This is a genomic window from Geopseudomonas sagittaria, assembly GCF_900115715.1.
Classification (GTDB): domain Bacteria; phylum Pseudomonadota; class Gammaproteobacteria; order Pseudomonadales; family Pseudomonadaceae; genus Geopseudomonas; species Geopseudomonas sagittaria.
Window position 1 is genome coordinate 54128 of the sequence record NZ_FOXM01000013.1, and the last position, 13760, is coordinate 67887.

Genomic DNA, 13760 nt, shown 5'->3' on the forward strand with positions numbered 1-13760 from the left:
CCCGTGTCAGTTGCGCGGCTGCAGGCGTTGCTGCACGCGGCGCTGGATGGCTTCGTTGACCCGTCCGGACAGCTGCAGGCTGGTCAGCAGGCTGGGCACGTCCTCTTCCAGGTTGATGGTGAAGTTCACCGGCCGGCCGCCTTCCAGCGCCGGGTTGCGGCCGTGCAGACGCAGGGCCAGCAGCAGCTTGCCCTGTGGATCATAGCTGACCTGGCTGTGCAGCTGATCGTAATGGAAATCCTCGAGGGCCAGGGTGGCCAGTTGCAGGGCCGGGTTGCTCTGTCCGAAGGCGCGGATGCGTTCGGAATGGAACCGCAGCACCCCGCCCGGCGCGCGCGCCTGCAACTGGCCCTGGTCGATGCTCGGGCCATCGCTGTCGATCTGCAGCGGCAGCTGGCCGTCGAGGGTGCCGCTGCCAGACAAGCCTTCTGCGGGATAGACCTCGAGCAGTTTGGCCAGTTCCAGGCCGCGCACCTGCAGGTTCAGTTGCAGCGGCCGGCGCGCCAGCTCGAGACGGGTCGGCGCAATGCGCAGCTGGCCGCCGAGCAGGCCGCTGTCGGCCTGCCACAGCTGCAGGCGGCCGGCCAGCGGCTCGGCCAGCGCGGCCTGGTAGTCGGCGCGCAGCTGCAGCGGGCCGAGCGGCACGCCGGGATTGAGGCTGGCCAGGCGCAGGTCGGGCAGTTCGATGAACAGCTTCGCGCCGCGCAGCTCGGCGGCAAGGCGGGCGTCCAGGCCGCTCAGCTCGCTGCGATCAACGATGCCGCCGACCTGCTGCAGCTGCAGGTTCAAATCGGCGCTGGGCGCCAGGCTGCCGGCGGCCAGCTGCAGTGTGCCGTTGCCCTGGAGTCGCCCGCCGGTCAGCTCCAGCAGCGCCGGCCAGTCGCGCAGGGTCTTCGCCAGCGGGTTGCCGCCGGCCAGGTCGATCTCGCCCAGCTTGCCCTGAATATTCACGGCGCCGTTGGCCGGGCGCTGCAAGCGCAGGTCGAGCGCCAGGCCGGCGTCGTTGCCCAGCTGGCCGTCGAGGCGGCTGCTCGGCGCGCGGGCGTCGAGGCGGCCCTGCCAGCGCCAGCCCTGGGGCTGCAGCTGCGCCTGCTGCAGGCGGCCGACCTGCACGGCCAGGGGCCCGTGCAGGTGGAAACTGCCGCGCTGCGCGCCGTCCAGGGTCATCTGCAGTTGCAGGCCTGCCGGAGCGCTGCGCAGCTGTTCGAACTGCAGTCCGGCCTCACGCAGGTCGAGACGGGCGAGGCGCAGCTGCGAGCCGGCCAGCAGCCGGGCGTCCAGCTGGCGGGCCTCCAGGCGGGCGTCCAGGCGCAGGTCGGCCTGCAGGTCGCGGGCGTCGAGCGGCGTCGGGCGCAGGCGGGCGGCGCTGGCCTGCAGGCGGCCGCGCTGCAGCTGCACGGCCCAGTCCGGGCGCAGCCAGGCGTGCAGTTCGCCGCCGAGTTCGAGGTTCAGCGGGCCGCTGGCGCTGAGGGCCAGCTGCAGGGCCAGCGGCGTATCGGCCGGCGCGGCGCTGCTGGATGGCTGCGCCGGCGCGGCCAGCGGTTGCAGCTGCAGGCGCACGCTCTGCGGGCGCAGCTCGGCGGGCAGCGCCTGCAGCCAGTCGCCCTGCGCCTGCTGCAGCTGCAGGTCGGCGTGCAGCTGGCGGGCCTGCCAGTGGCCGGCACGGCCGAGCAGGTCGAGGTGCAGTTCGCCCTGCAGCTGACCGACGCCGGCCAGCAGCCAGGGCTTGGGCAGCTGCAGGGCGGCGCGCAGCGGGCCGCTGGCGCCGCGCAGGGTGGCGGCATCGAGGGCGCCGCCGGCCAGCTGCAGCTGCCAGTCGGCTTGGCCCTGCAGGTCGCGCGGCAGCTCCGGCAGCGGCTGCGCGGGCAGGCTCAGCCATTCGCCGAGCCACTCGCGCAGCCCGCTGGTCTCGGGCAGCGTGGGCAGCTCGAGGCGGCCCTGCCAGAGGTGGCCGGCGGCGTTGCGGGTCAGCTGGCTGCGCAGCTGCAGCTGGGGCTGGCCGTCCAGCTCGGCGGCCAGCTGCAGGGCCAGCTCGTCGAGGCGGCCCTGCAGCTCGCCGTGCAGGCGGATGTGCTGCGGCGGGCGCTGCAGCTGCAGGTCGAACGCCACCGGCAGCAGCGCCGCGCCGCCATGGTCCAGTTCGAGCGCACCCTGCAGCGGGCACTGGCCGCGGGCGCAGGGCAGGCTGGCGACGAACTGTTCGATGTGGGTGCGCCGTGGCAGCCAGGCCAGCAGCGGCTGCAGCTGCTCGAGGTCGGCGGGGGCGCTGCTCGGCTCGGCTGCCGGGGCGGTGGCGCCCTGCCAGTCCACTTGCAGGCGCTGCACCTGCAGGGCGGTCAGCTCGGGGCGCGCGGACCAATGCAGCCGCCAGGCGAGGTCGACGCCTTCGGCCTGCAGGCGCAACTGGCGGCCCTCGGCGGTGTGCTGCTCGACGTCCAGACGCTGCAGGCGCAGGCCGTCGCCCGCCAACGCGAGGCCCTGCCAGTCGAGGCGGACGATGCCCTGTTGCTGCTGCAGGTGCTGCCACTGTTGCCAGCCGTAGGCGAAGGCGGCCAGCAGGGCGAGCAGCAGGCCAAACGCCGTCCATCGCAGCATGCGGCGCCAGCGCTGCGGGCGTGCCGCCATCGGGGTGTCCTCGTGTCCGTTGCGGGTTTCCGCCAAGGGTGGCCCGCCTGTCCGCCGGGGGCAAGCGGCCGGCGCCCGGAATTGTTGCCCTCTGCCTGTTGTCCATGGGGGGCTGTGCTAACCTGCGCGACAGTTTTCCGGGCTGCGCCGCCCGTATTCGAGGTCATCCATGCATATCCACATTCTCGGCATCTGCGGCACCTTCATGGGCTCGCTGGCGGTGCTGGCCAAGGAACTCGGCCACCGCGTCACCGGCTCCGACGCCAACGTCTACCCGCCGATGAGCACCCAGCTGGAGGCCCAGGGCATCCAGCTGACCCAGGGCTACGACCCGGCGCAGCTCGACCCGGCGCCGGACCTGGTGGTGATCGGCAACGCCCTGTCGCGCGGCAACCCGGCGGTCGAGCATGTGCTCAATACCGGCCTGCCCTACGTCAGCGGCCCGCAGTGGCTGGCCGACCACGTGCTGCAGGGCCGCTGGGTGCTGGCGGTGGCCGGCACCCACGGCAAGACCACCACCAGCAGCATGCTGGCTTGGGTGCTGGAAGACGCCGGGATGAGCCCGGGCTTTTTGATCGGCGGCGTGCCGCAGAACTTCGCGGTGTCCGCGCGCCTGGGCGGCACGCCGTTCTTCGTGGTCGAGGCCGACGAGTACGACAGCGCCTTCTTCGACAAGCGCAGCAAGTTCGTCCACTACCGCCCGCGCACCGCGATCCTCAACAACCTGGAATTCGACCACGCGGACATCTTCCCGGATCTGGCGGCCATCGAGCGGCAGTTCCACCACCTGGTGCGGACCATTCCCGGCCAGGGCCTGATCATCCGCCCGGCTGGCGAAGCGGCGCTGGCGCGGGTGCTGGAGATGGGCTGCTGGACCCCGGTGCAGACCACCGGCGCCGGCGGCCAGTGGCAGGCCCGCCTGCTCAGCGAGGACGGCTCGCGCTTCGCGGTGCTGTTCGAGGGCGCCGAGCAGGGCACCGTCGACTGGGAGCTGACCGGCCAGCACAACGTCGCCAACGCCCTGGCCACCCTGGCCGCCGCGCGGCATGTCGGCGTGCTGCCGGCGCAGGGCTGCGCGGCGCTGAGCGGCTTCAAGAGCGTCAAGCGGCGCATGGAGAAGGTCGCCGAGGTCAACGGGGTGACCATCTACGACGACTTCGCCCACCACCCGACCGCCATCGCCACCACCCTCGACGGTCTGCGCAAGCGCGTCGGCAGCGCGCCGATCATCGCGGTGATCGAGCCGCGCTCCAACTCGATGAAGCTCGGCGCGCACCGCGACGGCCTGGCCGCCTCGGTGAACCTGGCCGACCAGGCGATCTGGTACGCGCCGGCCAACCTCGGCTGGGACCTGGCCGCCAGCGTGGCCGGGGCGACGGTACCGAGCGCGGTGTGCGACTCGCTGGAAGCGATCATCAGCACGGTCAAGGCCTGCGCGACTCCCGGCACCCAGGTGGTGATCATGAGCAACGGCGGCTTCGGCGGCCTGCACGGCAAGCTGGCTGACGCATTGGCCCAATAAGGAGCATGGATATGTCGGGACCGGAACGTATCACCCTGGCGATGAGCGGCGCGTCCGGCTCGCAGTACGGCCTGCGCCTGCTCGACTGCCTGGTGCAGGAGGAGCGCGAGGTGCACTTCCTGATTTCCAAGGCGGCGCAGCTGGTGATGGCCACCGAGACCGACGTCGCCCTGCCGGCCAAGCCGCGGGCGATGCAGGCCTTCCTCACCGAGTACACCGGCGCCGCGCCGGGCCAGGTGCGGGTGTTCGGCCAAGACGACTGGATGGCCCCGCCGGCCTCCGGCTCCAGCGCCCCGGCGGCCATGGTGGTGGTGCCGTGCTCGACCGGCAGCTTGTCGGCGATCGCCAGCGGGGCCTGCAACAACCTGATCGAGCGCGCCGCCGACGTCGCCCTCAAGGAGCGCCGCCAGCTGATCCTGGTGCCGCGCGAGGCGCCGTTCTCCAGCATCCACCTGGAGAACATGCTCAAGCTGTCCAACCTCGGCGTGGTGATCCTGCCCGCCTCGCCGGGCTTCTACCACCAGCCACAGACCATCGACGACCTGGTCGACTTCGTGGTGGCGCGCATCCTCAACCTGCTGAACATCCCCCAGGACATGCTGCCGCGCTGGGGCGAGCACCACCGGGTCAGCGAGGACTGAGATGCGCCGTCTCGCCGCCCTGCTGCTGGCGCCGCTGCTGCTCGGCGGCTGCGCCAGCGTGCGTACCCTCGACGCCGCCAAGCCCGGTGCGCCGCTGATCTATGCCGGCACCCGCCTGGACTGGTACGCGCTCAACGGCGGCTGCTGCCCGCTGGACCGCTTCGGCGCCGAAGCGCCCAGGCATCCCGGCCTCGACCTGCCGGCCAGTGCACTGCTGGACACCCTGCTGCTGCCGTTGTCGATTGCCGCCGAGCTGGGGCTGGGACTGCAGGTGATTGGCGGCAACTGAGTGGCGGCGGCCAAGGGCGCGGGGGCTTGGGGTGATCGGCGTGGCGTTCGGTGCGCCTTAACATGCGCGCAACAATTGCCGCCTAGGATGAAGCCAAGTTCACGGATGACCGACCATTGCACGGAGTGCAGCCGACAGGATGTCAGCCGGCAGGATGTTGGCATGGTCTAAAAAACCCGCTTCGGCGGGTTTTTTGTCGCCTGCAGAATGCGTCTGCAGCGCTGGCGCCCGCCCGCCTGGGCTGCTTACTCCACCAACCCCACCACCTCCGCGCAACTCTCGCTCAACCCGAACTTGCCCTTGGCATCGCGCGTCACCCGGCCCATCGCCACCTTGGGATCGTGGGTGAACACCAGGCGGCCATTGCGCGCCAGCAGGTCTTCGAGCAGCGCGGTCTTCTCCTCGATCAGCCCTTCCGGAAAGCGGTCGTAGCCCATGGTGATCGGCAGGTGGACCCAGGGCGCGCCGGGGATCAGGTCTCCGGCGAACACCACCGGGCCGCCGGGCATCTGCACCTCGGGGAGCAGCTGGCCGGGGGTGTGGCCGTCGCTGACGTGAAAGCGCCAGTCGGCGCCGAGGGTCGGCGAGGTCTGGCCGTCGTCGAGCAGTTCCAGGCGGCCGCTGGCCTCCAGCAGTTCGAGCAGCTCGGGAATGTACGAGGCGCGGTCGCGGGCGTGCGGCGCCATGGCGCGCTGCCACTGGCGGCGGCCGGTGACGAAGCGCGCGTGGGGGAACAGCAGGCGCGGCGGCTGGCCCGCGGCCCAGGGTGCGAGCAGGCCGCCGGCGTGGTCGAAGTGCAGGTGGGTGAGCACCACCACGTCGATGTCGGCGTCGCACAGGCCCTGGGCGGCGAGGTTGTCGAGCAGCACATGACGGCTTTCCTGCACGCCGAAGCGCTCCTTCAGCTCCGGGCTGAAGAAGGCGCCGATACCGGCCTCGACCAGGATGTTGCGCTCATCCTCGCGCACCAGCAGGGCGCGGCAGCCCAGGTCGATGCGGTGCAGGGCGTCGGCCGGCATCCAGCGCTCCCACAGGGCGCGCGGCGCGTTGCCGAACATCGCGCCGCCGTCGAGTTTCTGGCTGTTGCCAGACAGGGTGGTCAGGATGCGCATGGGCAGGCCTCTCTTGTTGTTGTCGGAATCGGATGTGGGCAGGCGCGCAGTCTGCCACACGGAATAAAAAGGCGCGGCGGCGGGGGAGCACGCCGCGCAAGACGCTCAAAGCGGGTTCAGAACTGCTCGGCCGTCAGGCCGTACAGCGGCTCGCTGCCGGCGCGGATGCCGGCTTCCAGCGAGTGGATGCGCGGCAGCAGCTTGCGGAAGTAGAACTGCGCGGTGGCCAGCTTGGCGGCGTAGAAGGTCTCGTCGGCGGCGCGGTTGGCCTGGGCCACCGCAGCCATGCGCGCCCACATGAAGGCGTAGGCGACATAGCCGAACAGGTGCAGGTAGTCCACCGCGGCGGCGCCGATCTGCGCCGGGTCGCGGGCGGCCTCGCCCGCCAGCCAGGCGCTGACGCTTTCCAGGCGCTCCAGCGCGCCCAGCAGCTCGCTGGCGAACGGCTGGGCGACGCCGGCCGGGCTGTCGACGAAGGCGCGCACCTCGGCGGCGAACAGGCGCAGGCTGGCGCGGTCGTTGCCCAGCACCTTGCGGCCGAGCAGGTCGAGGGCCTGGATGCCGTTGGTGCCTTCGTAGATCTGCGCGATGCGCACGTCGCGCACCAACTGCTCCTGGCCCCACTCGCGGATGTAGCCGTGGCCGCCGAACACCTGCTGGCCGTGGATACAGCTTTCCAGCCCGGTGTCGGTGAAGAACGCCTTGGCCACCGGGGTGAGCAGGGCGATCAGCGCGTCGGCGTTGCTGCGCTCGTCGGCGTTGTCGCTGAACTTGGCGAGGTCGAGCTGCTGGCCGACCCAGGTGGCGAAGGCGCGGCCGCCCTCGGTCAGCGCCTTCATGGTCAGCAGCATGCGCCGCACGTCGGGGTGGGCGATGATCGGGTCGGCGCTCTTGTCCGGCTGCTGCGCGCCACCCGGAGCACGCCCCTGCAGGCGCTCGCGGGCGTATTCGACGGCGCTCTGGTAGGAGGCCTCGGCGCAGCCGATGCCCTGGATGCCGATCGACAGGCGCTCGTAGTTCATCATGGTGAACATTGCCGCCAGACCCTTGTTGGCTTCGCCGACCAGGTAGCCGGTGGCGCCGTCGAAGTTCATCACGCAGGTGGCCGAGGCCTTGATGCCCATCTTGTGTTCGATGGAGCCGCAGTTCACCGGGTTGCGCGCGCCGAGCGAGCCGTCGGCCTCGACCAGGAACTTGGGCACCAGGAACAGCGAGATGCCGCGCGAGCCGGCTGGTGCGTCGGGCAGGCGGGCCAGCACCAGGTGGACGATGTTGGCGGTGAGGTCCTGCTCGCCGCCGGTGATGAAGATCTTGCTGCCGCTGATCGCGTAGCTGCCGTCGCCCTGCGGTTCGGCGCGGGTGCGCAGCAGACCGAGGTCGCTGCCGGCCTGGGCCTCGGTCAGGCACATGGTGCCGGCCCACTCGCCGCAGTACAGGCGCGGCAGGTAGGTCTGCTTGAGTTCCTCGCTGGCGTGGGCATCGATGGCCAGGCAGGCCCCGGCGGTCAACGCGGAGTACAGGCTGAAGCTGGAGTTGGCGGCGTAGAGCATTTCCTCGAACTGCACGGCGAGCATCTTGGGCATGCCCAGGCCGCCGTAGGCCGGGTTGCCGGCCAGGCCGACCCAGCCGCCTTCGATATAGGTGGCGTAGGCGGCGCCGAAGCCGGCCGGAGTGGCGACCTGGCCGTTGTCGAAGCGCGCGCCTTCCTCGTCGCCGCTGCGGTTGAGCGGGGCGAGCAGCTGGCCGGTGATCTTGGCGGCTTCCTCGAGGATGGCGTCGGCGGTGTCGGCGTCGACCGTGTCGGCCAGCGCCGGCAGGCGCGCCCACAGCTCGGGGGCCTGGAAGACCTCGTGGAGGACGAAGCGCATGTCGCGCAGGGGGGCATTGAAGGCGGCCATGGATTACCTCATGACGGTGAAGGCGCAGCAGGGCTGCGCCGCAATCGTAGGGAAAGGCGCTGCGCGGCGAAGCGGCGCAGCACCGGGGTTCAGTCGCTTTCGGCCGGCACGGCCGGCTTGCCCTTCACCGAGGCGAAGCGCAGCAGGTGGGTGCGTTCGACCAGGATGTACAGCACCGCGCCGGTGGCCAGGCCCCAGCCGGCGCCGTACACGGCGAGGACCACGCCCATGGTGCCGGCGACGCCGCGCTCGGTGTTGTTGTCGAGCTGCTCGAAGCCGACCATCAGGCAGATGTAGCCGGTGAGCACCAGGGTCAGCGACAGGGCGATCGGCAGCACCGGCTGGAAGAAGCTCACCAGCGGCAGGATGAACAGGGCGATGAAGCCGGTGATCCAGAAGGTGCCGGCGCCGCTGTAGATCGAGTCCATCGCCTTGCGTCCGTACTTGTAGCGCTCGGCCATGGTTGCGGCGACCGCGGTCCACAGCGGCCCGGCCAGGCCCGGATAGGGCGCGAAGAAGGCGTGCAGGCCGTTGCGCAGGGCGGTGACCAGGTGGATGCGGTCGACGTTGTTCTCGATCTGCTCGTCGGTGCGCAGCTCGTCGGCGCGCTGCATCAGCGACTGGCCGACGATGATGTCGCCGAAGGCGATGATGTAGGCGATCACCGCGGTGGGCACGGCGAGCATGAACACCTTGGCGTCGGGGAAGCCGACGCTGAACGGCAGGTAGTTCCACATGCCGACGAAGTCAGGCGCGGTGATGCCGAAGCGCACGTCGGGCATCTTGTACTCGCCGACGGCGATGCCGGCGACGATGGCCACGATCATTCCCGGCACCATGCCGTAGTTGACGATCTTGCGGGCGAACGGCACCCGCTCGGTGAGGCCCTTGAACGACACCGAGAACATCAGGTACAGGCAGATCAGGCTGCCCAGCACCAGCGAGATCGGCGTGTTGGCCAGGCGGCCGCCGCTGGAGATCTCGCCCATCAGCGCGGCGATGCCGGCGCCGATGATGATGCCGCCCTTCATCGAGTTGGGTACCAGGCGCACCATCACGCTGCCCAGGCGAGTGAGGCCGAGCACCAGGAAGATGAGGAACACCAGAAACTGCAGGGCGAACAGCGCCTGGATGGCTTCCGGGCCGGGCTTGAACTGGCCGAGGAACAGCAGCACCACGGGGATGCCGGGGGTGATCCAGCCGGGTACCAGCGGCACGCCGAGCAGCGCCGGCAGCATGAAGCCGACGCCGCAGACCACCACGTAGGCCAGCGCCACGTCGTAGGGCAGGCCGAGGTATTTCTCCAGCAGCGGGATCATCGCCAGGCTGACCACGAACATGATCAGCGCCTGGAGCATCTCCGCGGTTTCCCAGCGGTAGTGGACGAAGGGCAGACGCACCTTGAACGGGCCGAGCGGCCAGTACGGTTGTTCGTCGCCATCCTTGCGGTTGTACAGTTGCATGGGGGCCTCCCGGGCCGCGCGCGGGGCGCGGCCGGTTTGTTGTCGTTGGAAACGGAAAGGTGGGCGGAGGGCTACAGCGCCTTGACCCAGTCGCGCAGCACGTACTTCTGGATCTTGCCGGTGGAGGTCTTCGGCAGGGCGTCGAACACCACGGTGCGCGGCACCTTGAAGTGCGCCAGGTGCTCGCGGCAGAAGGCGATGACCTCGGCCTGGCTGGCCGCGTGGCCCTGCTTGAGGGTGACGAAGGCGCACGGCGTCTCGCCCCACTTGTCGTCCGGGCGGGCCACCACCGCGGCTTCCAGCACCGCCGGGTGGCGATACAGCACGCCTTCCACCTCGATGGTGGAGATGTTCTCGCCGCCCGAGATGATGATGTCCTTGAGGCGGTCCTTGATCTCCACGTAGCCGTCCGGGTGGCACACGGCGAGGTCGCCGGTGTGGAACCAGCCGCCCTCGAAGGCCTCGGCGGTGGCGGTGGGGTTCTTCAGGTAGCCCTTCATCACCGTGTTGCCGCGCATGAAGATCTCGCCGAGGGTTTCGCCGTCGCGCGGCACCGGCTCGAGGGTCTTCGGATCGCCGACCATCACCCCCTCCAGGGTCGGGTAGCGCACGCCCTGGCGGGCCTTGATCCGCGCCCGCTCGTCCAGTGGCAGGGCGTCCCACTCCTCGTGCCAGGCGCACACGGTGACCGGGCCGTAGACCTCGGTGAGGCCGTAGACGTGGGTGACCTTGATGCCCATCTCCTCGACCGCGCCGATCACCTTGGCCGGCGGCGCGGCGCCGGCGACCATTGCGTTGACCGGGTGGTCGATGGCCGCCTTGGCGGAGTCGGGCATGTTGACCAGCGCGTTGAGCACGATGGGCGCGCCGCACAGGTGGCTGACGCGGTGCTCGCGGATCAGGGTGAGGATCTTCTGCGGGTCGACGCGGCGCAGGAACACGTGCACGCCGGCCAGCGCGGTGATGGTCCACGGGTAGCACCAGCCGTTGCAGTGGAACATCGGCAGGGTCCACAGATAGACCGGATGGTGGCCCATCGCCCAGGTCATCTGGTTGCCCATGGCGTTGAGGAAGGCGCCGCGGTGGTGGTAGACCACGCCCTTGGGGTTGCCGGTGGTGCCGGAGGTGTAGTTGAGGCTGATGGCGTCCCACTCGTCCTGCGGCCACTGCCAGGCGAACTCGGGGTCGCCCTCGGCGAGGAAGGCCTCGTAGTCGAGCTCGCTGACCGCCTCGCCCTCGCCGTATTCGGGGTCGTCGACGTCGATCACCAGCGGCGGGTGATCGAGCATGCCGATGGCGGCGTGGATCACCGCATGGAACTCGCGGTCGGTGATCAGCACCTTGGCTTCGCCGTGCTGGAGCATGAAGGCGATTGCCTCGGCGTCCAGGCGCACGTTGAGGGGGTTGAGCACCGCGCCGATCATCGGCACGCCGAAGTGCGCCTCGAGCATGGCCGGGATGTTCGGCAGCATCACCGCCACCGTGTCGCCACGGCCGATGCCGCGACCGGCCAGCGCCGAGGCCAGGCGCCGGCAGCGCCGGTAGGTCTCGCGCCAGTCGCGGCGGATGGCGCCGTGGATCACGGCGAGGCGTTCGGGATAGATGCTGGCGGTGCGCTCGATGAAGCTGAGCGGGGAGAGGGCGACATGGTTCACGGGGGCGGGCGCAAGGCCCTGCTCATAGATCGACATGAGAATATCCGCTGGCTGATTGTTAGCTCGTTATTTTTTGGTCGCGGCAACGGGGGCGGCGCTGACCATGCCACCACGTTCCTGTGGCGACTTGTCCCGAGCATAGCCGGGGAAAATGGAAATGTGTATGGGTTTTTAACTATAGTTATATGGTGGAAATACCATATAAGGGGTGGTTTCTGTGGCCGAGAGCGCGAAACAGAGCGGCGCGGGGTGTGCAGCTCCTGGGCAGGAACTGCAGGAATTGTTGCGTCTGGCCAGCGAGGGCGTGGCGGGTCACCCGCTGGCCGATGCCCTGCTGCGCCTGGCTCTGCGCCAGCCGCAGGTGACCCGGGCCTACTACCTGGCCTGGCAGCCGGCGACCGGCACCTACGCCGAGCTGGGCAGCGCCGAGCGCCTGCCGCCGGGGCAGGGCGATCCGCTCGCGGCCAGCGACGCCGAGCTGCACGCGCGGCTGGCGGCCGGCGGCGAGCTGGACCTCGCCGAGCTGCGCCGGCTGCCCTGCTGGCTGGCCGGACGCCTGCGCCGGGCCGGCATCTGCCAGGGCGTGGCGCTGGCCCTGGAGCTGACGCCCGGCGCGCCGGGATTGTTGCTGCTGGAGCTGGAGGAGGCGGGCAGCGGGCTGGCCGGCTGGCTGGCCCAGCTGCTCGGCGCCGTCCTGCTGCTGGCGCGCCAGCAGCTGCGCCCGTCGCCGCTGCTCGACGCCGATGGCGAGCCGAGCCTGCTGCTGGATGGCGCCGGGCGCCTGCTCGATCGCAACCGGGCTGCCCACCAGCTGCAGCAGGACTGCGGCGTGGCCGAGGCCGGCACGCTGCTGCCGGTCAACCACGCCGCGCTGCTGCACGCCTGCCTGCAGCAGCGCCGGGCGATCGGTCCGGTGAGCGTGGAGGTGGCCGGGCGCATCCTGCTCTGGCAGTTCGTCCCGGAACCGGCCAGCGGCCGCGTGCTGGCGCGCGGCCGCGATGCCAGCGAGCAGATCCGCAGCGAGCGCGCGGCGGCGCGCGCCAGTCGCCTGTACCGGCTGATCACCGAGAACACCACCGACCTGATCTCCCGGCATACCCCGGGCGGACGCTTCCTCGATGCCTCGCCGGCCTCCTGGACCCTGCTCGGCTACTGGCCGGAACAGCTGCGTGGCAGCGCCCTCAAGGCGCTGCTGCACCCCGACGACCTGGCGCTGATGCGCGAGGCGCGCGAGGTGCTCGAGCAGCACGGCTACCACACCCTGAGCTACCGCCTGCGTCACCGCGACGGCAGCTACCGCTGGTTCGAGACCGCCAGCCGGGCGATCCGCGAGACCTACACCGGCGCGGTGGTGGAGATCGTCAGCGTGTCGCGCGACATCACCGCGCGGGTGCAGGGTGAGGAGGTGCGCCGGCGCCTGGCCGAGGTGATCGAGGCGACCACCGACCTGGTGCTGTTCATCGACCGCAGCGGCGCTATCACCTACCTCAACCAGTCGGCGCGGCGCACCCTCGGCCTGGACGAGGGACAGGACGCCCCGCCGCTGGCGGCGCTGCTGGATGCCGGCGACCTGCACCGCCTGCTCGACAGCGGCCTGCCCTGCGCCGAGCGCAGCGGGGTGTGGGAGAGCGACATGCGCCTGCACCCGCCGCGCGGTGCGGATTCGCTGCCGGTGTCGCTGGTGCTGCTGGCGCATGCCAGCGCCAGCGACGCCGGCTACTTCTCGCTGGTGGCGCGCGACATGACCGAGCGCGAGCTGCGCGAGACGCAGATGCGCCACCACCAGGACGAGCTGGCGCACACCGCGCGGCTGATCACCCTCGGCGAGCTGGCCTCGGGGATCGCCCACGAGATCAACCAGCCGCTGGCCGCGGTGGTCAACTACGCCAGCGCCAGCCAGCGCTACCTGCAGCAGGTGGCGGACGATCCGCAGGCGGCGAGCCGGGTGGCCCAGGGCCTGGAGCGGATCACCGCGCACGCCAACCACGCCGCCGAGGTGATCCGCCGCCTGCGCGCCTTCCTGCGCAAGGAGCCGCGCCGCCTGCAGGCGCTGGATGCCGCGGCGCTGGCCCGCGAGGCGGTGCGCCTGTGCGCCTGGGAGGCCGGCAACAGCCGGGTGGCGATCGTCGAGCTTCTGCCGGACAATCTGCCGCCGGTGTACGTCGACCGCGTGCTGCTCGAGCAGGTGCTGCTCAATCTGCTGCGCAACGCCATCGACGCCAACCGCGAGGCGCATCCGCACGCGGCCTCGACGATCCGCCTGCAGGCCGCCCTGGAAGCGGACGGCCAGCAACTGAGCATCAGCGTCGAGGACCAGGGGCCGGGGGTGAGCGAGGACGCGCTGGCGCACATCTTCACCCCCTTCTACACCAGCAAGGCCGACGGCCTGGGCCTCGGCCTGTCGATGAGCCGTTCGATCGTCGAGGGCTTCGGCGGCGAGCTGCTGGCCCGCCGCCAGCCCGGCGGGCTGTGCCTGGTCTGTCGCCTGCCGGTGGCGGCGCGCGGCGAGGTGGCCGAGCCTGGCGAACCCCACCAACAACAGCAATGAGGAATGA

At 70.8% G+C, this 13760-nt stretch carries 9 protein-coding genes; 4 read left to right on the forward strand and 5 right to left on the reverse strand.

Annotation, left to right across the window (positions count from 1 at the left end; all coding sequences use genetic code 11):
• Nucleotides 1-6: 6 nt before the first annotated feature.
• Nucleotides 7-2625, reverse strand: a complete 2619-nt coding sequence (locus tag BM297_RS15660; RefSeq protein ID WP_092433150.1) for an intermembrane phospholipid transport YdbH family protein — start codon at nucleotides 2623-2625, stop codon at nucleotides 7-9.
• 169 nt (nucleotides 2626-2794) lie between these two features.
• On the opposite strand from BM297_RS15660, the gene mpl reads away from it, so the two are divergent.
• The 3 genes from mpl to BM297_RS15675 are packed head-to-tail and all read left to right on the forward strand — an operon-like array spanning nucleotide 2795 to nucleotide 5077.
• On the forward strand, nucleotides 2795-4147 hold the full coding sequence (mpl, locus tag BM297_RS15665; protein ID WP_092433152.1) for a UDP-N-acetylmuramate:L-alanyl-gamma-D-glutamyl-meso-diaminopimelate ligase: 1353 nt from the start codon (nucleotides 2795-2797) through the stop codon (nucleotides 4145-4147).
• A gap of 11 nt (nucleotides 4148-4158) precedes the next feature.
• The gene (gene ubiX / locus BM297_RS15670) at nucleotides 4159-4788 is read left to right on the forward strand and encodes a flavin prenyltransferase UbiX (protein WP_092433154.1); all 630 of its coding nucleotides are present in this window, start codon (nucleotides 4159-4161) and stop codon (nucleotides 4786-4788) included.
• A 1-nt stretch (nucleotide 4789) separates the two neighbouring features.
• Nucleotides 4790-5077, forward strand: coding sequence for a YceK/YidQ family lipoprotein (locus BM297_RS15675; RefSeq protein WP_092433156.1), 288 nt, complete (start codon nucleotides 4790-4792; stop codon nucleotides 5075-5077).
• A 245-nt stretch (nucleotides 5078-5322) separates the two neighbouring features.
• On the opposite strand, the gene BM297_RS15680 is transcribed toward BM297_RS15675, so the two are convergent.
• The 4 genes from BM297_RS15680 to BM297_RS15695 form a co-directional block, all read right to left on the reverse strand.
• Complete coding sequence (locus tag BM297_RS15680; RefSeq protein ID WP_092433157.1) at nucleotides 5323-6189, reverse strand: MBL fold metallo-hydrolase; 867 nt, start codon at nucleotides 6187-6189, stop codon at nucleotides 5323-5325.
• Nucleotides 6190-6305: 116 nt separating this feature from the next.
• Nucleotides 6306-8087, reverse strand: a complete 1782-nt coding sequence (locus tag BM297_RS15685; RefSeq protein ID WP_092433159.1) for an acyl-CoA dehydrogenase C-terminal domain-containing protein — start codon at nucleotides 8085-8087, stop codon at nucleotides 6306-6308.
• A gap of 89 nt (nucleotides 8088-8176) precedes the next feature.
• Entirely contained in the window at nucleotides 8177-9550 is a 1374-nt protein-coding gene (locus BM297_RS15690; protein ID WP_092433160.1) for a solute carrier family 23 protein, read from the reverse strand.
• A gap of 71 nt (nucleotides 9551-9621) precedes the next feature.
• On the reverse strand, nucleotides 9622-11241 hold the full coding sequence (locus BM297_RS15695) for an acyl-CoA synthetase (protein WP_092433162.1): 1620 nt from the start codon (nucleotides 11239-11241) through the stop codon (nucleotides 9622-9624).
• A 235-nt stretch (nucleotides 11242-11476) separates the two neighbouring features.
• Between BM297_RS15695 and BM297_RS15700 the strand changes: the two genes are divergently transcribed.
• Complete coding sequence (locus BM297_RS15700) at nucleotides 11477-13753, forward strand: PAS domain-containing sensor histidine kinase (protein WP_092433282.1); 2277 nt, start codon at nucleotides 11477-11479, stop codon at nucleotides 13751-13753.
• Nucleotides 13754-13760 lie beyond the last annotated feature (7 nt).